At 63.2% G+C, this 22292-nt stretch carries 19 protein-coding genes; 7 read left to right on the top strand and 12 right to left on the bottom strand.

Translation table 11 applies throughout. The features are described from left to right. Positions 1 to 40 precede the first annotated feature (40 nt). From H5P29_RS30430 to H5P29_RS30455, 6 genes are all read right to left on the bottom strand, one after another. Complete coding sequence (locus H5P29_RS30430; protein ID WP_154384336.1) at positions 41 to 1342, bottom strand: glycerate kinase; 1302 nt, start codon at positions 1340 to 1342, stop codon at positions 41 to 43. Next, on the bottom strand, positions 1342 to 2316 hold the full coding sequence (locus tag H5P29_RS30435; protein ID WP_185910436.1) for a D-glycerate dehydrogenase: 975 nt from the start codon (positions 2314 to 2316) through the stop codon (positions 1342 to 1344). Before H5P29_RS30435 ends, H5P29_RS30430 begins: the two co-directional genes overlap by 1 nt. Positions 2317 to 2474: 158 nt before the next feature. Beyond that, positions 2475 to 3374, bottom strand: a complete 900-nt coding sequence (gene sucD, locus H5P29_RS30440; protein WP_067967870.1) for a succinate--CoA ligase subunit alpha — start codon at positions 3372 to 3374, stop codon at positions 2475 to 2477. Between the two features lie 11 nt (positions 3375 to 3385). Then, on the bottom strand, positions 3386 to 4570 hold the full coding sequence (locus H5P29_RS30445; protein ID WP_154384334.1) for a malate--CoA ligase subunit beta: 1185 nt from the start codon (positions 4568 to 4570) through the stop codon (positions 3386 to 3388). 13 nt (positions 4571 to 4583) lie between these two features. Beyond that, positions 4584 to 5549: a CoA ester lyase gene (locus tag H5P29_RS30450; RefSeq protein WP_067967863.1), complete on the bottom strand. Its 966-nt coding sequence runs from the start codon at positions 5547 to 5549 to the stop codon at positions 4584 to 4586. 11 nt (positions 5550 to 5560) lie between these two features. After that, on the bottom strand, positions 5561 to 6751 hold the full coding sequence (locus H5P29_RS30455) for an aminotransferase class V-fold PLP-dependent enzyme (protein WP_067967860.1): 1191 nt from the start codon (positions 6749 to 6751) through the stop codon (positions 5561 to 5563). 284 nt (positions 6752 to 7035) lie between these two features. Between H5P29_RS30455 and H5P29_RS30460 the strand changes: the two genes are divergently transcribed. Next, on the top strand, positions 7036 to 8286 hold the full coding sequence (locus H5P29_RS30460) for a S41 family peptidase (RefSeq protein WP_067967858.1): 1251 nt from the start codon (positions 7036 to 7038) through the stop codon (positions 8284 to 8286). A gap of 6 nt (positions 8287 to 8292) precedes the next feature. On the opposite strand, the gene H5P29_RS30465 is transcribed toward H5P29_RS30460, so the two are convergent. Beyond that, on the bottom strand, positions 8293 to 9618 hold the full coding sequence (locus H5P29_RS30465) for an FAD-binding oxidoreductase (RefSeq protein WP_067967855.1): 1326 nt from the start codon (positions 9616 to 9618) through the stop codon (positions 8293 to 8295). A gap of 133 nt (positions 9619 to 9751) precedes the next feature. On the opposite strand from H5P29_RS30465, the gene H5P29_RS30470 reads away from it, so the two are divergent. From H5P29_RS30470 to H5P29_RS30480, 3 genes are read left to right on the top strand one after another with little or no spacing between them, the layout of a single operon-like run. Then, entirely contained in the window at positions 9752 to 10693 is a 942-nt protein-coding gene (locus H5P29_RS30470) for a nucleoside hydrolase (protein ID WP_067967852.1), read from the top strand. An 11-nt stretch (positions 10694 to 10704) separates the two neighbouring features. Beyond that, the gene (locus H5P29_RS30475; protein ID WP_067967850.1) at positions 10705 to 11304 is read left to right on the top strand and encodes a TetR/AcrR family transcriptional regulator; all 600 of its coding nucleotides are present in this window, start codon (positions 10705 to 10707) and stop codon (positions 11302 to 11304) included. Positions 11305 to 11320: 16 nt separating this feature from the next. Next, the gene (locus H5P29_RS30480; protein WP_067967847.1) at positions 11321 to 12418 is read left to right on the top strand and encodes a histidinol-phosphate transaminase; all 1098 of its coding nucleotides are present in this window, start codon (positions 11321 to 11323) and stop codon (positions 12416 to 12418) included. Here H5P29_RS30480 and H5P29_RS30485 read toward each other — a convergent pair. Beyond that, positions 12415 to 13770, bottom strand: a complete 1356-nt coding sequence (locus tag H5P29_RS30485; protein WP_083948831.1) for a glucoamylase family protein — start codon at positions 13768 to 13770, stop codon at positions 12415 to 12417. The two genes, H5P29_RS30480 and H5P29_RS30485, sit on opposite strands and share 4 nt — an antisense overlap. 545 nt (positions 13771 to 14315) lie before the next feature. Here H5P29_RS30485 and H5P29_RS30490 point away from each other — a divergent pair. Beyond that, positions 14316 to 14540, top strand: coding sequence for a DUF1488 family protein (locus H5P29_RS30490; RefSeq protein ID WP_371818662.1), 225 nt, complete (start codon positions 14316 to 14318; stop codon positions 14538 to 14540). Between the two features lie 68 nt (positions 14541 to 14608). Here the strand turns inward: H5P29_RS30490 and secD are convergent, their stop codons facing one another. The 4 genes from secD to H5P29_RS30510 form a co-directional block, all read right to left on the bottom strand. After that, positions 14609 to 17143 (bottom strand): protein translocase subunit SecD, encoded by a 2535-nt coding sequence (gene secD / locus H5P29_RS30495; RefSeq protein ID WP_154384333.1) that lies wholly within the window; start codon positions 17141 to 17143, stop codon positions 14609 to 14611. Between the two features lie 99 nt (positions 17144 to 17242). After that, the gene (locus tag H5P29_RS30500; protein WP_154384332.1) at positions 17243 to 17572 is read right to left on the bottom strand and encodes a hypothetical protein; all 330 of its coding nucleotides are present in this window, start codon (positions 17570 to 17572) and stop codon (positions 17243 to 17245) included. A gap of 189 nt (positions 17573 to 17761) precedes the next feature. Further along, positions 17762 to 18466: a response regulator gene (locus H5P29_RS30505; protein WP_185910437.1), complete on the bottom strand. Its 705-nt coding sequence runs from the start codon at positions 18464 to 18466 to the stop codon at positions 17762 to 17764. A gap of 65 nt (positions 18467 to 18531) precedes the next feature. Then, positions 18532 to 20868, bottom strand: coding sequence for an ATP-binding protein (locus tag H5P29_RS30510; RefSeq protein ID WP_185910438.1), 2337 nt, complete (start codon positions 20866 to 20868; stop codon positions 18532 to 18534). A gap of 33 nt (positions 20869 to 20901) precedes the next feature. Between H5P29_RS30510 and H5P29_RS30515 the strand changes: the two genes are divergently transcribed. Next, entirely contained in the window at positions 20902 to 21531 is a 630-nt protein-coding gene (locus tag H5P29_RS30515; RefSeq protein ID WP_185910439.1) for a hypothetical protein, read from the top strand. A 307-nt stretch (positions 21532 to 21838) separates the two neighbouring features. Further along, entirely contained in the window at positions 21839 to 22204 is a 366-nt protein-coding gene (locus tag H5P29_RS30520) for a hypothetical protein (RefSeq protein ID WP_154384330.1), read from the top strand. Positions 22205 to 22292: the final 88 nt, after the last annotated feature.

The following is a 22292-nucleotide window of genomic DNA, read 5'->3' on the forward strand; positions in this document are numbered from 1 at the left end:
CGAGCGCAGACTGGACAGGTTCCGAAGAGCGCAGTCGCGGCTACTGCATCAGCAGTATTTGCAGGTCGGCGACATTGGTGCCGGTGGCGCCGGTCATCAGAAGGTCGCCCGACGATGCCAGCGCATGATAGGAATCGTTGTTCTGCAGATGCGCCACCGGGTTGCAGCCGAGCTTGCGCATCCAGGTGGTCGAGCCGGCGTCGACGATGGCGCCAGCGGCATCCGTGGGGCCATCGCGGCCATCGGTGCCACCGCTCAGGAAAACCCAGGGGCGCTTGATCGAGGTCCACTCATTGAGCAATGCGAAACGCAGCGCCAGTTCCTGGTTGCGTCCGCCCTTGCCGTTGCCGGCGACGCGAACCGTCGGCTCGCCTCCGGCGACGATCGCGACGGGACCGCGCTGGCTGGCGGCGAACACCGCCATGCGGTGCAAGGTCTTGGCGACATCTGATACGTCGCCGCTCAGCCAGTCATCCGCCTTGACGACGACCGGATAATTGGCCTCGGCGCTGTGCATCACCCTTTGCAGGCTAATGCCATTGCTGCCGATGACGATGTTCTCGACATGGTCGAAGCTGGTCGCGACCTGGTCGCGTTCTACGAGCAGGTCGAGATGCGCCTTGAGCGCCGGCGACAGCGTCCTGACCAGACCATAACGGTCGAGAATGGCGATGGCCTCGGCCTGTGTCGCCGAAGGCCGCGCGGTCGGACCGCTGGCGACAGTGCCGACATCATCACCGGGCACGTCGGACAGGATGAGCGACAACACTTTGGCCCGCGACGCGAGTTGGGCGAGGCGTCCGCCCTTGAGCCGCGAAAACAGTTGCCTGACGGCGTTGATTTCGCTGATGTCGGCGCCGCAGCGGATCAGCGTGTCGTTGAGCGCGATCTTGTCGGCGAGCGCGATACCGACAGCTGGAGCGCAGGTGAGTGCTGAGCCGCCGCCGCTGACCAGCACCAGCACCAGGTCGCCCGGTTCGGCCGACAGGGCAGCGCGCTCGATGACCTCGGCACCCCTGATGCTGCCTTCGTCGGGCAAGGGATGACCGCCTGATATCACTTCGACGCCTTCGATCTCCGTCAGGTTCTCGAAATTGGTCACAGCAACAGCGGCAACAAGCTTGTCGCCGATGAACGGCAAGGCCGCGCGCGCCATCGGGCACGCCGCCTTGCCGAAGGCGATCAGGATGACACGCCTTGCCGCGGCGATGTCATCGGTTCTCGTTTCAAGCGTGGAAGTGACCGCCTGCTCGGGATCGGACGCCGCGATACCTTCGCGAAACAGGGCGGTTGCCTGCGCGCGAAGCTTGACCAGTGCCGAGACCGAGCAGTCGAGGTACATCACACCACCTTGTCGGGTAAGGCGCGGCCCTCGAAGAAGGCGGTCAGGTTGTCCACCGCCTTCATACCCATGGCCACGCGGGTTTCCTCGGTGGCGCTGCCCAGATGCGGCAACAACACCACATTTTCCATGCGCATCAGGGCGCCGGGCACGTCAGGCTCGCCGTCATAGACGTCGAGGCCGGCGCCGGCGATGGTGCCGCTGTCGAGTGCCGCAACGAGTGCCTTCTGGTCGACCACGTCGCCGCGCGCCGTGTTGATCAGGAACGCGCTGCGCTTCATCGCAGCGAGACGCTCGGCATTGATCAGGTGCCGGTTCTCGGCACCGCCGGGGCAATGCAACGACACGAAGTCGGACGCTGCCAACACCTCTTCGATGCTTGCCAGCTGGCGCGCGCGCATGGCGCGGGTTTCCTCATCGTCGACCTTGGAGCGATTGTAGAATACGACATCCATGTCGAAGCCGAAATGCGCGCGCTTGGCCATGGCCTTGCCGATACGGCCCATACCGATGATGCCGATCGTCTTGCCGGTGACCTTGGTGCCGATCATGTGGGTCGGGCACCAGCCCGCCCACTGGCCGGCGCGAACCTGGCGCTCGCCCTCACCTGCACGGCGGGCGACCGAAAGCAGCAGGCTCATGCCGATGTCGGCGGTGCAGTCGGTGAGCACGCCAGGCGTGTTGGTCACCACGATGCCACGGGCGCGAGCGGCATCCGTGTCGATATGGCTGAAGCCGACGCCGAAATTGGCGAGGATCCTGGTGCGGATGTCGGCATCGGGGAAGACCGACGCCGGCAGCTTGTCGCTGACGGTCGGCAAGATCGCGTCAAAGTTCAGGAACGCCGCCTTGAGCTCGGTCGGGCCAAGCGGCGCATCGCCCTGATTGAAGGTCGTGTCGAAGCGTTCCGCCAGGATCTGCTCGACTGCCGCGGGCCAGCGGCGGGTGACGATAACGCGAGGTTTCATTTCCATTCCTTGGTCATGCTTGGAGCGCCACGCATCCCGGTCGGATGCGCACGACGCACTCTAGCAGTTCGAAACGACACATCATGCGATGGATCATCGATAATCGGCAGTGCACCAGACGGACAGAGGGGAGCCGGTCGGCGCAGGCTCCCCCAAAGGCCGGGTCAGGCGGCCTTCTTCTGCTGCTCGAGCACACTGGCGACGGTCGGGCCAAAGGCTGCCGGGGTCGGCACGATGGTCACACCGGCTTCGCGCAGGATCTCGACCTTCTCCTGGGCGGATTCGCCGAAGGCCGAGATGATGGCGCCGGCATGGCCCATGCGCTTGCCCTTCGGCGCCGAAAGGCCGGCAATGTAGGCGATAAGCGGCTTGCGCATGTTGTGCCTGGCCCATTCTGCGGCCTCGGCTTCCTGTGGACCGCCGATCTCGCCGATCATGACCACGGCATCCGTGTCCGGATCGTCTTCGAACAGCTTGAGGATGTCCTTGAAGGACGAGCCGTTGATCGGGTCGCCGCCAATGCCGACCGAGGTCGAAACGCCGATGCCGAGCGCCTTCATCTGCGAGGCGGCTTCATAGCCGAGGGTACCCGAGCGGCCGACGATGCCGACCCGGCCCGGCAGGTAGATGTTGCCGGGCATGATGCCCATCAGCGCCTGGCCGGGGGTGATGACGCCGGCACAGTTGGGGCCGACGAGACGCATACGGTCTTCGTAGCGGAAGCGACGCATGTAGCGCTTGACCCGCATCATGTCCTGCGAGGGGATGCCGTCGGTGATGCAGACGCAGAGCTTCAGGCCGGCCTCGGCCGCTTCCATGATCGAGTCGGCGGCAAAGGGCGGCGGCACGAAGACGATGGAGGCTTCCGCACCGGTCTCGCGCACGGCACCACGAACGGTGTTGAACACCGGAATGCCCTGATGGACCTGGCCACCCTTGCCGGGAGTGACACCGCCGACAACATTGGTGCCGTAGCGCTTCATGTCGTCGGCATGGAACGAGCCGATCTTGCCGGTCAGACCCTGGACGATGACACGCGTCCGGCGATTCAAGAGAACTGCCATTTCGACCTCCCTTAGTTCTTTTTTGATTTCGCGTAGGCGCGCATCGCTTCGACCGATTTCTCGGCTGCCTCGGCGAGCGTATCGGCGACGATCACCTTTTCGCCCGACTCGGCGAGAATGCGCCGGCCCTCTTCGACATTGGTTCCGGCGAGCCGCACGACCAGCGGCACGTTGACGCCGACCTCGCGGATTGCCTTGATGACACCCTCGGCCACCCAGTCGCAGCGGTTGATGCCGGCGAAGATGTTGACGAGGATGGTCTCGATGTTCTTGTCGGCCAGCACAGCGCGGAATGCCTTGGCGACGCGCTCGGGCGACGCGCCACCGCCGATGTCGAGGAAGTTGGCAGGCTCGCCGCCGGCGATCTTGATCATGTCCATCGTCGCCATGGCGAGGCCGGCACCATTGATGATGCAGCCGATGTTGCCTTCGAGGCCGACATAAGACAGGCCACGGTCGCTGGCGAAGGTTTCGCGCGGATCTTCCTGTGACTTGTCACGCAGCTCCGAAATCTCGGCGCGGCGGAACAGCGCGTTTTCGTCGAAGGACATCTTGGCGTCGAGCGCGATCAGATTGCCGTCCTTGGTGATGACGAGCGGGTTGATCTCCAGCATCGAGGCGTCGAAGTCGCGGAAGACTCTGTAGCAGCCGAGCAGCGTATCGACGGCCTTGCCGATCAGGCTGTTGTCGAGGCCGAGACCGAAGGCGATCTCGCGGGCCTGGAATTGCTGCATGCCGGCGCCCGGATCGACGATGGCGCGGATGATCGAGTCGGGCTGCTTTTCGGCAATCTCCTCGATCTCCATGCCGCCGGAGGCGGAGGCCACGATCATGACACGCTCCGACTTGCGGTCGAGCACGATGCCAAGATAGAGCTCCTGGCGGATGTCGACAGTTTCCTCGACATAGAGGCGCGACACCAGCTTGCCTTTGGGGCCGGTCTGATGCGTCACCAGCTTGCGGCCGAGCATGGATTCGGCAGCCTCGGAGACCTCGTTGTCAGTGGTGCAGATACGGATGCCGCCGGCCTTGCCGCGGGCACCGGAATGGATCTGTGCCTTAACCACCCATTTGCCGCCGCCGATCTCGCTGGCGCGATAGGTCGCCTGCTCCGGGCTGTAGGCCAGGCCGCCGCGCGGGATCTGCACCGAGTAGCGGGCGAGCAGTTCCTTGGCCTGATATTCATGAATATCCATGTCGAACTCCTCCTCAGTTTGGCAGGCTGTTGCGCGACCGCGCCGACTGCTCGATTGCGTCGTGCATGACCAGGACGTTGCGGGCCATACGTTCGGATGCGGCGTCGATCATCTTGCCGTCGAGAGCTGCGGCACCCTTGCCCTGCTCCTCGGCTTCCTTGAGCACTTCGATGATGCGGCGGGCGCGGGTGACTTCCTTCTCCGGCGGCGAGAACACGGCGTTGGCCAACTCGATCTGCGAGGGATGGATTGCCCACTTGCCCTCGATGCCGAGGGCTGCCGCACGCTTGGCGGCGGCGATGTAGGCCTCCGGATCGGAGAAATCGCCGAACGGGCCGTCGATCGGACGCAGGCCGTAGGCGCGGCAGGCAACCGTCATCCGCGACAGGGCGGCGTGCCACTGATCGCCGGGGTAATCGGGGTTGAGGCCACCGATGCTGACCGTGCGCGCCTTGCAGCTGGCGGCATAGTCGGCAACGCCGAAATGCATCGCCTCGAGCCGGCCGCCATAGGCAGCAATGGCCTCGACATTGGCCATGCCAAGTGCTGTCTCGATCAGCGCTTCCAGGCCGACGCGGGTCTTGAAGCCTTTGGCCATCTCGATCTGGGTGACCATGGCGTCGACCGTATAGAGGTCGGCGGGCACGCCGACCTTGGGCACCAGGATGGTGTCGAGCTTGTCACCTGCCTGTTCCATCACGTCGACCACGTCGCGGTACATGTAATGGGTATCGAGGCCGTTGATGCGGACCGAAATGGTCTTGCCTTTGGCGCGCCAGTCGATTTCGTTCAGCGCCTGGATGATGTTCTTGCGCGCCCGCTCCTTGTCAGGCGGCGCCACCGCATCCTCGATGTCGAGGAAGATGTAGTCGGCTTCGCCGTCGGCGGCCTTGCGGATCATCTCCGGATTGGAGCCCGGAACGGCGAGCTCCGAGCGTTGCAGGCGCAGCTTGCGGAGGTGGTGGAGTGTATGGCTCATGCGATCCTCCCTCAGGCTGCCTTGGCGACGGCCGGCTGAGCCGACAGGCGATAGTGTTCGAGTGCGGCACCGACGCCAGAACCTGGCTGAACCTTGACACCGCAGTCGCGCAGCGACATCTCGGCGGCCGAGATCGCACCGCACATCATCACTTCGTTGACCCAGCCGAGATGGCCGATGCGGAACACCTTGCCGGCGACCTTGTTGAGGCCGACGCCGAGCGAGGTCTGGTAGCCGTTATAGGCGCGGCGGACGATGTCGGCGCTGTCGATGCCTTCCGGAACCACGATCGCGCTGACCGTGTCGGAATTCCACTTCGCTTCCTTGGCGCAGACGCGCAGGCCCCACGCGTCGACCGCCTTGCGCACGCCGGTCGCCAGCCGGTGATGACGTTCGAAGATGTTGTCGAGCCCTTCTTCCTGGATCAGGTCGAGGGCAGCGCGCAGGCCGCGCAGCAGTTGGACGGCCGGCGTGTAGGGGAAGTAGCCGGTGTCGTTGGCGCGAATCTGGTCCTCGAACGAGAAGTAGCAGCGACTGAATTTTGCAGTCTTGGCAGCGTTGAGGGCCTTCTGGCTGACCGACAGGAAGCCGAGCCCGGGCGGCAGCATGAAGCCCTTTTGCGAGCCGGACACTGCGCAGTCGACACCCCACTCTTCCTGGCGGAAGTCGATCGAGCCGACCGACGACACTCCGTCGACGAACAGCAGCGCCGGGTGCTTGGCGGCGTTGAGGGCGGCACGCACGGCGCCGACATCGCTGGTCACGCCGGTTGCGGTTTCATTGTGGGTGACGAAGACCGCCTTGATGCGGTGCTCCTTGTCGGCTGCCAGGCGTTCGGCATAGATCTCGACGGGAACGCCCGTGCCCCATTCGACATCGACGACGTCGACATCGAGGCCGAAGCGCTCGGCCATGTCGACCCACAGATGCGAGAACTGGCCGAAGCGCGACATCAGCACGCGATCACCGGGGCTCAGCGTGTTGGTGATGGCGGACTCCCAGGCGCCGGTGCCCGAGGACGGGAAGATGAAGGCGCGGCCGGTCTCGTTGCGGAAGACCTTCATCAGATCGGTGAACAGACCGCGCGTGAAGGTTGGATAATCCGGCGCCCGCATGTCCTCCATCGGCATGTTCATCGCCTGCCGGACACTCTCCGGAACGTTGGTCGGTCCTGGAACGAAAAGCTGATTGAAGCCGGCCATGAAAAGTCCTCCCGAATATTGTTGCGGCGTGGCGCCTGTCTGTGGCTTTCGGGAGGATGATCGGTTTTGTACCGCCGGCTCACAACACCTGCCGGGATAGATTCGCGGACCTTTGGGCGTTGGACCGGGCCTACTCTTTCAGATGTGCCGACCCCCTGTCGGATAGGGTGAAACCTACCCGGCCACCGCATGCATGGCGCCAGTTCCGCTCACGCAAACTTGTCAGCAAGGGGGCTCGTCCTGCCGCCGCTTAGGCCGATAATGGACCGGAGAAGGAACCGCCCATGGACATCAAGACCCTCGGCTTCCTCATGGCGACAGCCCTCCATCTGCTGCAGCCTTTGGCAGCTATGGCGGATGAGGCACCGCCGAAATCGGGCAATGCCGTCTTTGACCGCGCCGTCGAGCTCGTCATCGACAATTTCCACGACGCCTCGGCGCTGCCACGGTTCAGCGCAGCAGTCAGGCAGGAAATCGGCACCGGGCCACTCAACGCGAACAGTTCGGAGACGCGGGTCGACAAGGCGATCGATACCGTGCTTGCCAGTCTTCAGGCCTCCCACACCGGCCGTTTCGAACCCGACACGATCGCCTACTTCGAGCTCGCCGACATCTTCCGCTTTGCCATCCGCAACGACATGCGGCGGCTGTTTCCGCCCGACGGCCAGGTCAGCTATCCCGGCATCGGCATGATCGCCGAACCGCTGGCAGGGTCGCTGTTCGTCAGCGACGTCTATGACGGCTCCCCGGCGGCCCGGGCAGGGATCCTGACTGGCGACGAGATCCTTTCGGTCGACGGCGCGCCCTATCATGAGATTGCATCATTCAGCGACAAGGTCGGCCGCACCGTCGAGATCAGGCTGCGCCGGGACGCCGGTGCCGAACCCACGACCGTCAAGGTAGCGGTGGAGCGGCTGCGTCCGCTCAGGACATTCGAGCAGGCGATCGAGGCAAGCGTCGGCGTCTCCGAGCAAAACGGAAAGCGCATAGGCTATGTCAGGCTATGGACCCTTTCGGCACCTGATGGTCTCGACATCGTTGCCCGTGAAATGGCCGACGGTCGCCTCAAGGACGTCGACGGCATGGTCGTCGACCTGCGCGGCCGCTGGGGCGGCGGCCCTTCCGATGCGGCCGAGCTGTTTGTCGGCGATACACCGACATTCCGGCTCATCCCGCGCAAGGGCGAGGCGACACTTGCCAATATGCGCTGGCAAAAACCTGTTGTCGCGATCATCGACGAAGGCGCGCGAAGCGGTCTGGAACTGTTCGCCTATGCGTTGAAGAGCAACGGCATTCCGCTCGTCGGCGCCCGCACCGCCGGCGCGTTGCTGGCCGGGCGTGCCTATCTGCTGCCCGACGACAGCCTGCTCGAAGTGGCGGTCTCCGACGCTGTCATCGGCGACGATGTGCGGCTTGAGGGGATCGGCGTCGCACCCGACATTCCGGTGGCTTTCAGCCTGCCCTACGCCGCGGGCCGGGACCCGCAGCGCGATGCCGCCCTGCGGGAGATGCAGCGCATCCTTGCCGGCGGCTGAGCACCATCATACCCCCGTCGTCGGACGATGCCTGGTGCCGTCGATGAAGCGCTCGTAACGGAAGGCCTGCGGATCGACGAGCGGCGCATTGCCCATCACCAGATCGGCGGCCAGCCTGCCTGCGGCCGGGCCGATGCCGAAGCCATGGCCGGAAAAGCCAGTGGCGATGACCAGCCCGGGCAGCGATTTGACAGGCGAAATCACCGGCACGGCATCCGGCGTGGCGTCGATGAAGCCGGCCCAGCGCTGCAGCGTAGGTACGCCTTTCAGCACCGGGAAGACCTTCTCCATGTTGGCGCGAGCAGCCTCGAGCGGGGCAACTGCCGGTTCGGGATCAAGCGTGCGGTGCCGCTCATAGACACTGCCCTCGCCTTCCAGCCTGGGCGAAAGCCCGAATGGGCCACCGAGGAAATCGCCGAAGCGCAGGCCGATGGAGCGCCACTCCCGCGACAGGATCGGCAGGAAATCGGTGAAGTAGCGGAAGCTGTCGGGGTTCACATGATGATAGCTGATGGTGCCGTCGGCGATGGTGTAGCCGCCGTCGAGACGCTTGCGGTAGGCAAAACCTTCCGTCCAGGCAGCGCCATCGGGGCCGCCTTCAACAGGACCGGTACGCATCACCGACGAGCGCACGGCAAGTTGCGGCAAGCGGATGCCGACCGATCGACAGAGGTGGCTCGACCACGCGCCGCCGGCGACGACGACGGTGCTCGCCCGGATCGGTCCGTTCTCGGTCACCACGCCCGAGACGCGGCCCGCTTCGGTCTCGATCTCGCGCACCGCGCAGCGCAAAAGGATGCGTGCGCCGGCGCGCTGGGCGGCACGGGCGATCGCGGGTGCTGCTTTCTGCGGCTCGGCCCTGCCGTCGCTCGGCGTGTGCAGTGCTGCCCTAAACGTCTTGTGCGCGCCGGGCATGAGATCGGCCAGCGCTCTTCCCTCGATCATCTTCGAGTCGAGCGCATAGTCGCCGGCGCGTCTCACCCATTCGGCATGGTGCTCGACGTCGCTTTCGTCCTGGCAGAGATACAGGATGCCCGTGCGGCGAAAGCCCACGTCTTCGCCGACCAGCTCTTCGATGCCGCCCCACATCTTCAACGCTTCGACGATCAGCGGCAGCTCGCGGGGGTCGCGGCCCATTCGCCGGCACCAACCCCAGTTGCGGCTCGACTGCTCGCCGGCAACATGCCCCTTCTCGCAGACGACGACCGAAATGCCCTTCCTCGCCAGGAACAGCGCAGCACTGACGCCGATGATGCCGCCACCGACGATGACGACGTCGGCGATCTTCGGCTGGATGTCGCCAGCGGGCACCGGATCGACTGAAGGCCCCATTCATTTCTCCCCGATGTGCCAACGGGAGGTCTGCCAACCCGTCTTGAAAATAACATACAGTACTGTATGCATTGACGCCCAATTCTTGCAATGCCGCCGAAGCTATCCGGCGATCGAACCTTGGGGAAGAGCCATGTCGCCGCGAAAGATCATCATCGACACCGACCCCGGCCAGGACGACGCCTTTGCCATCCTGTTCGCGCTGGGGTCGCCCGAGCTCGAGGTGTTGGCGCTGACCACCGTCGGCGGCAACGTGCCGCTGGCACTGACCTCGCGCAACGCGCTGCAGATCGCCGAACTCGCTGGCCGGTCCGACGTGCCGGTCTATGCCGGCTGCTCGCGTCCGATGGTCAAGGCGCTCAAGACCGCCGAATATGTCCATGGCCCGACCGGCATCGACGGCTGCGTCCTGCCCGAGCCGGAAAAGCCGCTGCAGGACAAGCATGCCGTCAACTTCCTTGTCGACACGTTGATGGCCGCCCCCGAAGGCGAAATCACCGTCTGCACGCTTGGCCCCATGACCAATCTCGGCATGGCGATGGTGATGGAGCCGCGCATCATCCCGCGCATCCGCGAAGTCGTGCTGATGGGCGGCGGCTTCTTCGAGGGCGGCAATGCCACGCCTGCCGCCGAATTCAACATCTGGGTCGACCCGCATGCGGCTGCGGTCGTGTTCGATTCCGGCGTGCCGGTGACCATGGCCGGCATCGACTGCACCTACACCGCCCAGATGACGCCGGAATGGCTGCAGCAATTGCGTGCGCTCGGCACCCGTTCGGCAATCGAAGCCGCCAATATGGCCGATTTCTACCGCCAGTACGGCTCGCACAAATTCCCGACCGAGGCCCGGCCCATCCACGACGCCTGCGTCACCGGCTACCTGCTCGCACCGCATCTCTACGAGCAGAAGCAATGCAACGTCACCATCGAGTTGATGTCGCCCGAGACCATCGGCATGACCGTCGTCGACTGGTGGCACGTCACCGGTCGCCGCAAGAACTGCAACGTGCTGCGCCGCATCGACGCCGATGGTTTCTTCGCGCTGATGCTGGAGCGCTTCGGCAACCTCCCCTGAGGAACGACGAGATGAAGCGCAGCCCAACGTCTCCCGAACGATCGGCCAGGTCCGAAGCACGGAAAACGCTGTCGCGCGAAGCGTGGATTGCCGCTGCCATCGCTGCGCTGGAAAAGAAGGGCATCGCCAACGTCAAGATCGATCACCTGTCGAAACAGCTGAAGGTCACGCGCGGCAGCTTCTACTTCCACTTCAGGAACCTGAAGGATTTGCTCGACAGCCTTCTCGAGGAATGGCGTCAGCGCAACTGCAAGCCGTTCGAGGCGCTCATCGACCAGGAGGTCATCGACGGCCCGGCCTTCTTCGACGCGGTAACCGGCGTGTGGATCAGGGAGGACCCGTTCAGCCCGCGGCTTGATCTCGCCATCCGCGACTGGGCGCGCGGTTCGGCAGTGATCGCCCGCAAGGTGCAGGCACAGGACGATTTTCGTATGGCGCTGCTTGTCCGGGCTTTTACCGCGATGGGCTATGACCAGGACGAGAGCCTGATCCGCGCCCGCATCACCTATTTCCAGCAGATCGGCTACTACGCCACTCACTTCAAGGAGCCGCCGGCGGACCGCAAGCGCTTCCGCTCGCTCTACACCAAGATCCTGATCGGCTCCGACTAGACTTCAAGGAAGCGAAATGTCCCTGCCAGTACCTTACCTGTCCGCCCGAACGCTGACCGTCGTCAAGAAAATCGACACCACGGGTGCGGCACGCGTCGTCAATCTCGGCCTCAACGAAAGCTGGCTCGGATCGGCGCCCGGCGTGGTCGAGGCTATTCGGGAGGCAGCTCCCAACGTCTATCGTTATGCCGACCCGAACTGCGGAACGATGCGCGCGGCGATCGGCAAGCAGTTCAATCTCGACCCCGCCCGCATCGTCTGCGGCAACGGCTCGGAGGAATTGCTCGATGCCGTCGGCCGCGTCTATGCACGCGCCGGCGACGAGATCCTGTTTCCGGCCTATTCTTTCCTGCAGTTCGCCATCGTTGCCTATCGCCTCGGCGCCAAGGCGGTCGAAGCACCGCTTGGCCCCGACTTCTCTGTCGATGTCGATGCACTGCTGGCCGCCGTTACGCCCAAGACGCGCGTCGTCTTCCTCGCCAATCCCAACAATCCCACCGGCTCGGTGGTGCCGATGGACGAGGTGGCGCGGCTGGCGCGCGAACTGCCGTCACACGTCGTCCTGGTGCTCGACGCCGCATATGCCGAATATGTCGACCCGGCCGAGGCGGTCGCGACCTTCGAGATCGCCGATCACCACCCCAACGTCATCGTCACCCGCACCTTCTCCAAGGCCTACGGCCTGGCCTCCGCACGCGCCGGCTGGGCCTATGCCTATCCGGAGGTGGTTTCGGCGCTGAACAATGTCCGCGGCATCGGCAACGTCAACGGACTGGCGCAGGTGGCGGCTACTGTCGCGGTCGGCGAACAGGACTTCGTCCAGCACGTGCGGACCCGCACCGCCGAAGAACGCGACTATCTCGAAGGCGAACTGCGCAAGCTTGGCTTCGAGATTTCGTCGAGTGCCGCAAACTTCGCCTTCGTTCGCCTGCCCGGCGCCTATGCCGGTTGGGCCCAGGAGACCGTGGCGCGGCTGGCCAGGAAAGGTTTCATCATCCGCTCGAACGAAGACTACGGCTTGCCGGAATGGCTGCGCATCTCGATCGCCGACCGGGCCGATCTCGATGAAATGCTCGCCCTGTTGCGCATCGAGGTACGTGCCGCCAACGGCTAGGTCGCAACAAACCCAGCTGCTTTGCGCCGGGAGGGCGAAGCGTGAACGGTGTCCGCACCTAGGTGGTCCTTCTGCTGTGTGGCTCCAGTTCTGGTGAAACCCAACCTGGCAAGACCAAGCCGGACTTCATGTGCCCCCATGAACAGCTTCCACAAGAGCCCGGTTCTGTGGTTTTCGATCATTGCGACGATGGGGCCCTGGTTTATGGCCAGATAGGTCCGGGCATACCAGTTGCGGTTTTCGCAGAACGCATCGACAAAGCCGAAACGACCCCAGATACGATCCCTCGGCTTGGTCAGGAAACCGCGTAGGGCGGCCATCGCCTGGTCGGGCACATAAGGAAAACTGGACAGGGCCGCACTCGGCGTGATGACCCCGACATCCCTGTCAGGAGCATGCGCGATGTAGGCAGTCGGCCCGTGAGACGCGGTAAGCCCCCAGCAATCCGCGCCATAGCCTTTGTGACCATGCGGGTTGAGCACGCAATGCTGGTGGTTGATCAATGCGTGGCAAGTATTTTGCTGCCAATAGTCGGCATAGCGATCACTGAGACCGTTGGGATCGAGCCCGCAAAAGGAGTAGTGCGCGAAAAAGAGCGGTCCGCCAAAGTTAGGTCCAAGCTGCAGGACGATTCCGTTGTAGTTACGCCCGTTTTCAAAGGTTGGGGCGCGAGCAAAACCGTCGTGGTAGCAATCCGGATCAATGGCATGATGCTGCGATCCCGCCGCAAGAACGAATGCAAGTAGGCACTCGTTCCAACCCTCGATCGGATTGTTCATGGCCCAGCCATGTCTGGGGCTCCAGTGCCAGTAGAGCTTGCCTTTCCGCGCAAACCAGTCCCACTCGGCCTGAGCCAGCAGCGTGTTCACCCGAGCGCGAAAACGCTGCTCCTCGCTCGCAGTCTGATCAAGATATTCGCGGGCACAAATCAGGCCCTGAAATAGAAACGCCGTCTCGACGATGTCAGCGCCATCGTCCTTTCGTCGGAACGGAATGGTGTCGCCCGTACTGCCGTTGATGAAATGCGGCAACATGCCGTGGTAGCGCGGCGAGCCCTCAAGCAGATCGAGCATCCGATGCAATCGATGAAGGGCTTCAGCGCGATCGACCCAGCCGCGCTCCACCGCAACGATGATGGCCATGATCCCGAAGCCGGAACCACCGATCGCCACGAGATCGTTCGGCGCATCGCCAGCGGTCTTCTGGCGGTCGCGGGCAAGACCGCTGACCGGATGGGCACCCTCCCAGAAATAGCGGATCGTCTGCCGCTGCACGATATCGAGCAGCGCGTCATCAGCAAATTCGAGCGCATCGTTTGGAAGGTCGGGCGTCCGACAGGAGGCAAGAATCATGAAGCCAGTATGCAGCCAAATGCGTCGTTGAGACGCTCATTCGCGCAAGCTAACCAGACGCACCCCAATCCATACGCCCTCGGCGCTTGACTTTGCCCAGCGCAAGCAATTCCAAATGCAACGCGCCACGTATTACGTGGCTCTGCTCTTTGCCATTTCAGAATCGTTTGCCGCGCGAAATATTTCACAACCGCATAGACGGGAACTTAATAAAGGCGCAGGGTCGATTGTCGGCCGCTCGTCTTAGGGCGCGGCTGATTGAGGGCGGCCATCGTGCCCTAGCCCCAACTGAAAGGAGGACACCCTTGTCTTCCAACTGTCTGAATTCCGAAAACATGAGCGCGATCGGCGCCCCTGATTAGAGCGAACCGATTTCCAGGCGATGGACGTTTGGGTTCCAATCCGCAGGAAGCCAAAGCTACGCCTGGGACCTAGCGCCTTGGTGGCTCACCATTCGTTGGGCGCCCTTCGGCAATCTGATCTTCCCGACGACATTGTATTGGAGCAACCGATGTCACTTGCCTTTCCCAACAGAAGCCGCAGTTATGACGCCGCGAGCCATACGTTTCCTTGGATACGACGGCACGTTCGAAGTTCCGTTTTTCGTCGAGGTTCAGGCGCTCAAAGCCAGCCAGCCGGCGGTTGACAATGAAACGCGATATCTTGCCGCCTTCGATGCAGCTCGCATCTCAATCCAGGACGTCGCTCGTGAAGTCTATTCTCACGGGCGCAAGCGCCTGTATGTGCTGACCGCATACGACTTTAAATGACGCGCTTCCGACCGGCCTGAGGTCGGCTTTTGTCGGAGCCGCCACAAGGACGGCTCCGACAGGGACAGCTAGGCCTTGGTTGCGGCAACCGCAGTCGATGGCTCGCGGCCTGCACTGCGGTGCTGCCACCAATCACCGAGCAGGAGCAGGATCGGTGCTGCGATGAAGATCGACGACGTCGTTGCGATGAACACGCCGAAGACCATCGGGACGGCGAAGTTCTCGACCGCGCTGCCGCCCCAGATCGCCATCGGCAGCATCGACAGCAGGATGGCGACGGAGGTGTAAATACAACGCGCGAACACCTGATTGATGCTCATGTCGATGATCTCGCGCAGCGGCATCTTCTTGTACAGGCGCAGGTTCTCACGCATGCGGTCATAGACAACCACCTTGTCGTTCACCGAATAGCCGATGATGGTCAAAAGCGCGGCAATGGCCGTCAGGTTGAAGTCCAGCCCGAACAGCGCGAAGAAGCCGACCATTTTGGTGGTATCCAGCACCAGCGTGGCGATGGCGCCGATGGCAAAGTTCCATTCGAAGCGCCACCAGATGTAGACCAGCATGGCAAGGGCTGCCAGCACCACCGCCATGATGCCGGACTGCGCCAGCTCGCCGCTGACCTTCGGTCCGACCACTTCGGTGCGTTCGAACTTCACGCTCGGGTCGAGCTTCTGCACCGCTGACTTGATGGTGTCGACGGCAGCGGTCTGCGCCGCCTCGCCGCCCTCCTGGCGCTGGACACGGATCAGCACGTTGCCGTCGCTGCCGATCTGCTGCAACGCCACTTCGCCGATGTTCAAGCCGCCCAGCGTGCTGCGCAGTTGCGCCAGGTCGGCCGGCGTCGACGTCGCGATCTCGACCTGGATGCCGCCCTTGAAGTCGATGCCGTAATTGAGACCCGGCTTGAAGAACAGGCCGATCGAGGCCAGCGACAGGAAGATCGACATGCCGATACCGAGATAACGCGCCTTCATGAACGAGATCGAGGTCTTTTCCGGGAAGAAGCGGACCAGCGGTTCGATGGTGATGGTCTTCAGGCGCCTGCGGCGAACGACTGCCGCCATCAGGATACGGGTCACCGAAACGGCGGTGAACATCGACAGGCAGGTGCCGAGGAACATGGTGATGGCGAAGCCACGCACCGGACCGGAGCCGAACGTGAACAGCAGGCCGGTGGCGATCAGCGACGTCACATTGGCGTCGACAATCGTCGAGTACGCGCGCTTGAAGCCGTTGTCCAAGGCGGCGAAGGCGCTGAGCCCCTTCTTCGATTCCTCCCTGATGCGTTCATTGATCAGGATGTTGGCGTCGACGCCGAAGCCGATGCCGAGAATGATGCCTGCAATGCCAGGCAGAGTCAGCGTGCCGCCGATCAGCGTCAACACACCGAAGGTCAGGATCAGGTGCAGCAAGAGCGCGAAATTTGCGATCATGCCCCAGGTGCCATAGAGCGCCACCATGAACAGCACGACGGCCACGAAGCCGGCGATGCCGGTGTAGATGCCCATCTTGATGACGTCGCCGCCCAGATCGGGACCGACGGTGCGCTCTTCGATGACGGTCAGCGGTGCCGGCAGCGCGCCGGCGCGCAGCAGCGCCGACAGCGTCACGGTCTCTTCAACGCTGAAGCTGCCGCTGATCTGGCCGGAACCGCCGGTGATCGGTTCGCGGATGTTTGGCGCCGACAGCACCTTGCCGTCGAGCACGATGGCGAATGGCTTGCCGACATTGGCGGCGGTGATCTCGGCGAACTGGCGCGCGCCGACGCTGTCGAAGCGGAACGAAACGAGCGGTTCCTGAGTGCGCTGGTCAAAGCCGGCGCGCGCATCGGTGAGGCGTGCGCCATCGAGCGCGACACGGTCCTCGACGGGATATTGTGCGCCGGACTTGGCGTCGGGCAGCATGGTGACGCCACGCGGCAACGGTTCGCCATTGGCGACATTGGCCACCATGTGGAACGTCATCTTGGCGGTGCTGCCAAGCAGCTCACGCAAGCGGGTCGGATCCTGCAGGCCGGGTAGCTGGACGAGCATGCGGTCGCTGCCGACCCGCTGGATCGTCGGCTCGGCAACGCCGACCTGGTCGACACGCTGGCGCACGATCTCGAGGCTCTGCTGAAGGGCTGCGTCGAGCTTGTCGCGCTGGCCAGCCTCGGTCAGCACGACCTTGATCTGCTTGTCGGCAGTGGTGACCTCGATGTCCGGCGTGCCGCCGCCAAGGCCGAGGCCGCCACTGACGGGAACAGCCAGTGCCTGCAGCGTTGCCAGCGCCTTTGCGCGCTGCGCATCGTCGGCGACGTTGACGACAATGGAATCACCGGCAAGCCGCGCCGAAGATGCGTTGATGCGCTCCTTGCGCAGGGCGCCGCGCACATCGTCGAGCAGCGAGCGCAGGCGGTCTGTCTTCAGGGCCGCCGCATCGACTTCAAGCACCAGGTGCGAGCCGCCCTGGAGATCGAGGCCGAGCGTGACCTGCTGTTTCGGGAACCAGCTTGGCAATGCCGCCAGTTGCTTGGCGGTCAGAACGTTGGGAAGCGCGGCAATGATGCCGGCCAGAATGATGATGGTGTATGTCCACACCACCCATCGGGAGGTCCGCATATGATCTATCCTGCAAAGGCCGTCGCCGCGGCGTCGGGACGCGCGGACGACGGCTGTTCGTTCAGCGGCGCGGCGTCGGGCCGCACCATTCACAAATGGTCAGGAGATTGCTGGCGGCGCGCGAGCGCCATAGGTTGGCCCAGACGGCAAGACATCCGTCTGCAAGACGAGATCGGCCTGCGGACGGGCAATGGCCATCGCAAGCGTGTCCATCCTGGAAGGGATGATTGCCGACTTGCCGTCATCATGCTGCGGCGTCGCCTTGACGCTACGCCAATCGACGACGACGAACGATCGTTCGGGAATGGCGGGGCCGCCATGCCGTCCGCGGGCGTCCATCTGACCCGAAGCGGGCTCTGTGGCACCCGATGCCTGAGGCAGGCTGTCGACCAGCGACCCGCCAAGCATCACCGCCAAGCACAGCAGCATGGCCGGCAATAAGCCGGTCGCAAGCGATCTATATGCCTTGGTCTGGTGCATCAGGCGGTGGCGCGGTCCGTGATCTCTGGGGCTGAATTGCCCAAGAAGTCTCCCAGTACGGCATTTTGATGGATACGCCAAGCAAGTCTCGCTGCCTGAGGCGAGCACACCGGTGCAAACGCAAGGCCTGTTGCCTGATCAGGCGTAGAGATAGCCGACCCCGCGAATGGTCTTGATCACCTCGGGCTTTGTTGGGTCAGTCTCGATCTTCTTGCGCAGCCGCGAAATTCGGATGTCGATGCTGCGGTCGAACGGATCCCAGCCCCGATCATGCGCAAGTTCGAGCAACTGGTCACGGTTGAGTATCCGCCCCCTGTTCTCGGCGAACACTTTGAGCAGCCGGAACTCCATCGGGGTGATCGCAATATCAAGGCCATCGGCGTCGAACAGCTTGCGCTGCTCAAGGTCCAATCGACAGCTGCCGAACTGGGCGCTCTGGGGCCCAAGCGCATTTTCTGCAACACGATCCCTGCCCGTTGTCCTGCGCAGCACGGCCTTCACCCGCGCCAGCAGTTCGCGCAGGTCAACCGGCTTGCCGATATAATCGTCGGCACCGATCTCGAGACCGACGACCCGGTCGATGATCTCGGCCGAGCCCGTCAGCATGATGATCGCCACCTCGGAATGCTCGCGCAGGTAGCGCGCCAGCGAGAGGCCGTCTTCGCCGGGCATGCGGATATCGAGGATCACGACATCGACGGGCTGGCTCTCGACGATCTGGCGCAAGGCCGGCCCGGCATCGGCTGTCGTCACGGCATAGCCGTGGCGTTCCAGATATTCCGCGACCATGTCGCGGACATCGGGCTCGTCATCACAAACGACGATCTGCGAAATGGCAGTCACCGGGTCCTCACCTCGACTGGAAAACTACCTCGCTTCGGCGAGGGCGGCAAATCAAACGACATCCCTCACACCTGCCTGACGACCAGGCCTGAAACAAACCGGCGTAGTTCGATCGGCTTCACCGGCTTTTCCAGATAGGGCCGCTTGGTGGCGCGCAGGAACACCTGCGCGTCGGGGCTGATCGTGTCGCCGGTCAGGAAGGCGAGCCTGTCGACTTCGGCCGGGTGGTAGTCGGCGATGTAGTTGTAGAGCCGCCGGCCATCCATGCTAGGCATCTTCAGGTCGCTCAGGATGACGGCAAACGTCCGCTTCCTGAGCTGCGTCAGAGCCTCTTCGCCTGACCGCGCGACGACGACATTGAAGCCGTCGCGCATCAAGACTTCCGCGATCAGGTCGGCAACCTCGCTTTCGTCATCCACCACCAGGCATGACAGGCCGGCTGAGTTCTCCGGCTCTTCGTCAGCGGGTCCTGAAGTTTCGACGAACCGGTCGGAAGCCGGCAGCGAGACGACAAAGGTCGAGCCGCCGCCAGGCATGGTCTCGACCTCGATCGTTCCCTGATGGGCCTGGATAATGCGATGGCAGAAGGACAGGCCGATGCCCGTGCCGGCGCCTACCTCCTTGGTGGTGAAGAACGGCTCGAAGATGCGCGGCAGGATTTCTTCCGCAATCCCGGGGCCAGTATCGGTGACACTAATGGTGATGTTGCCGCATTCCGGATGCCGTCCCGTGGCAACGAGTATCTTCCTTGACCCCTCCCAATGGTGGAGCGCGTGCTCGGCATTGACCAGCAGGTTGATCAGCACCTGGCTGAGCTGATCGGGGTCACCCCAGATCGCCGGCAGATCCGGCTCAAGATCGAACATGAGCTGGATGTCGGAAGACCGGATCGAATAGTTGACCACTTCGAGAGCTGCCGAAACAACCTCGTCTATCGACACATTCGTGGCGCGCGTCGGCTGCTGCCTGGCCATTGCCAGGAAGGTCTTGACGATACGGGCGCAGCGTTCCGCTGCCTTGCTGATCTTGTCGGCTCGCTCGACCGTCTTCGCGTCGACCGATGTTTCCTTCAGCGTCAGCGACATGCCGAGCACCACCGACAGCGGATTGTTCAGCTCATGGGCAACACCGGCCAGTAACCCGCCGAGAGCCGACAGCTTCTCGTTCTGGTGCAGCTTCTCGCGCTGGTGCTCGACCTGCTTCTGCAGCTCGATGCGGTCGCTCAGGTCGTGCGTATGGGAGACGATGACCTGCTCGCCATGGAAATCGATCAGTCGCGACGAGATCGAGCACCAGAATGTCTGGCCGTCGCTGCGCTTGAGCTGTGTTTCGAATTCATCGACAGCGCCATCACGCAGCAGGCGTTCGATATATTCGTCGCGATGCGCCTGACTGGCGAAGTGGTCGAGCGCGCCAACGACATCGCCCAGCAACCTCGTCGTCGCCGGGCTGCTGTAGAGCTGCTTGCCGTCGTGGGCGCGCGTCATCTGGATGCTGACGGGGCTGGCCTCGAGGACCCTGCGAACGAGGTCGTCTGCTTCCTTGGCCGCCAGTTCAGCTCGCTTGCGCTCGGTTATGTCGAGGCGGGTGACGACGAAGCCGCCCTCCCGTGTCGGGCTGTTCGAAACGAAAAACCAGCCGCCGTCTGCATGCTGGAATTCCTGCTGGCGGTACTCGCGCCGATCCCTCGCCCGCTCGGCCAACCACTCGTCGATCTTGTCGCCGGGAACACGGAACTGGCTGCGTTCAGCAGTCACCCGCAGGAAGTCGAACCAGTTCACCCCGGGGACCAGCACGTCGGCGCAGATGGCATGCATCTTCCGATACTGGCTGTTGGCCAAGACAAGGCAATCGTCCTTGTCATAAAGCGCGAACCCTTCAGCCAGCGACTCGATCGCGTCGGTCAGGCGGTTGTTTGCCTGGCGCGTCTGTTGCTGCGCCATGATCATGGCGTTGATGTTCGTGGCGTTGGAAACAATCACCTTCTTGCCCTGGAAGTCGATCAGCCGTGCCGAAAGCGAGCCCCAGAAAATGGTGTCGTCGGAACAGTATTGCCGCACACGGAAGTCGTCGATGCTGCCCTTGTCCAGCAGGGTGCTGACCAGAATTTCCCGGTCGGCCGGGTTGACATAATAGTCAGCGATGTGAGGGCGATCGCCGTAGAGTTCCCGGCTGGCGGGATTGGCATAGAGCGTCTCGCCTTCGATCGTCGACATGCGTGTCGGCGACGGGCAAGCGTCCAGCACCCGTTGCATCAGCGATGTCGCCTCGCGTTCCGCTGCTTCGGCTTTCTTGCGCTCGGTGATGTCGAGCACGCCGATGACCAGCGACGGGCGCGAACGAAAGACGCTCCGCCGCCAGTTCGTCGAGCACCAGACATTTGAGCCATCTTCGCGCTGCATCTCAATCTCGCAATCGCGCAAGATGTCGTTGCCGTGGACATGGCGACAGGCCCGATCGAATTCGTCCGGGTTCACAAAATGGTCGGTGAGGCGCTGTTGCTGTTGCGGCTGCCATTTGCGGCCAAGCAGGTGCGACCCGTCGAGGCTCTCATAAAGGATCTGTTTGCTTTCTTCGTCGACGACCCAGACCGGCAGCGGATGGCTGTCGGTGATACAACGGAAGATCTCGGCGCTGTTGAGATGTGCGATCTGGGCCAGCTTCATTTCGGTGATGTCGGTGCTGATCAGCGCGATGCCGGTGCCAAGGCGGGGGTGGCTCGTCAGCAGTTTCCAGCCGCCGTCGACGGTTTGCGCCTCGATCGGCGGCACGTTCGGCTGCCGCCAGCGCAACGCGGCGCGCCGAACGAAGTCATCGGTCTGTTCCACAACAAGACCGTCGAAGCTGGCAAACTGACGAAGCACCCGGGCGACCGCTGCGAGGACATCCATCGGCGGCTGCTCACCGCGCGGCTGGACAATGCCGCCGAAAATCTCGGCATTGGCGTCGACAAGCATGTCGTCGCTGTCGAAAAGCGCGTAGCCCGTCCGAACATTCACCGCCGGATCGCCAGCTCGCATGATCGTCTCCTCAATCCTGAGCGCGGCCACATCACGGCGGCGTGAGGGCGGCGGATGATTACAAGCACTCTGTTTCGGTATGAGGTCGAAACTCACTCACTTTGTTTCAATTATTTCGGCCTGAGAGCCATTTTCGCGCAATCGCGCGAACAAACGAAACCTTTTCCCTCAGATCAGAAAAAGCGTCGAAACAGGCCTGAGCTAACTTCCGCCATGTCGACTTCGTTGGGTCGGCTCCGGCATGCGGAAGCATCCAGTCTATCAAAAACCCACGGGATGTTGATAGGCGGCCCATCCGCAGGCGAGGCGCCCGGCAAGGTCGAGAACGCGAACGTCCCCAAGGAGACATGAGATGCGATCGACCATTCTAGCCTTTTGCGCTGTTCTGCCGACCTTCGGCATGGCGCATGCTTTCGACATCGCTTCCAGCTTTCAATTCCCACCCGCCGGGATGATGTCGTCACTGCACGACCCTGCTAACGCAACGTCCCCGCGGATCGTGAAGAAGCAGCGAACCGACGTCTATTCACGCGTATCGCTGGGCGCGACACCAGGGCGGCTCACGTCGCGCCGCCTGTTCAGCGGCCTGCCACTGTCAGCAACGGGCGACAACGGACGCGGCTCGATCGGGCTTTCGTCAGCAGCTTCGATGGCGGCTGACGTCCCTGCTCGCCCGGGCAGCCGTCATGCGCCCTGCGGCAACCCGCAGATCGACTAAACATCGCCACTGAAACAAACGAAACACTTCTCCCGATGCCGGGAACATGCCCGAAACAGGAGAGGTCTAGATCCGTATCGCCGACTTG

It is taken from the genome of Aminobacter sp. MDW-2 (assembly GCF_014250155.1).
Taxonomy (GTDB): domain Bacteria; phylum Pseudomonadota; class Alphaproteobacteria; order Rhizobiales; family Rhizobiaceae; genus Aminobacter; species Aminobacter ciceronei.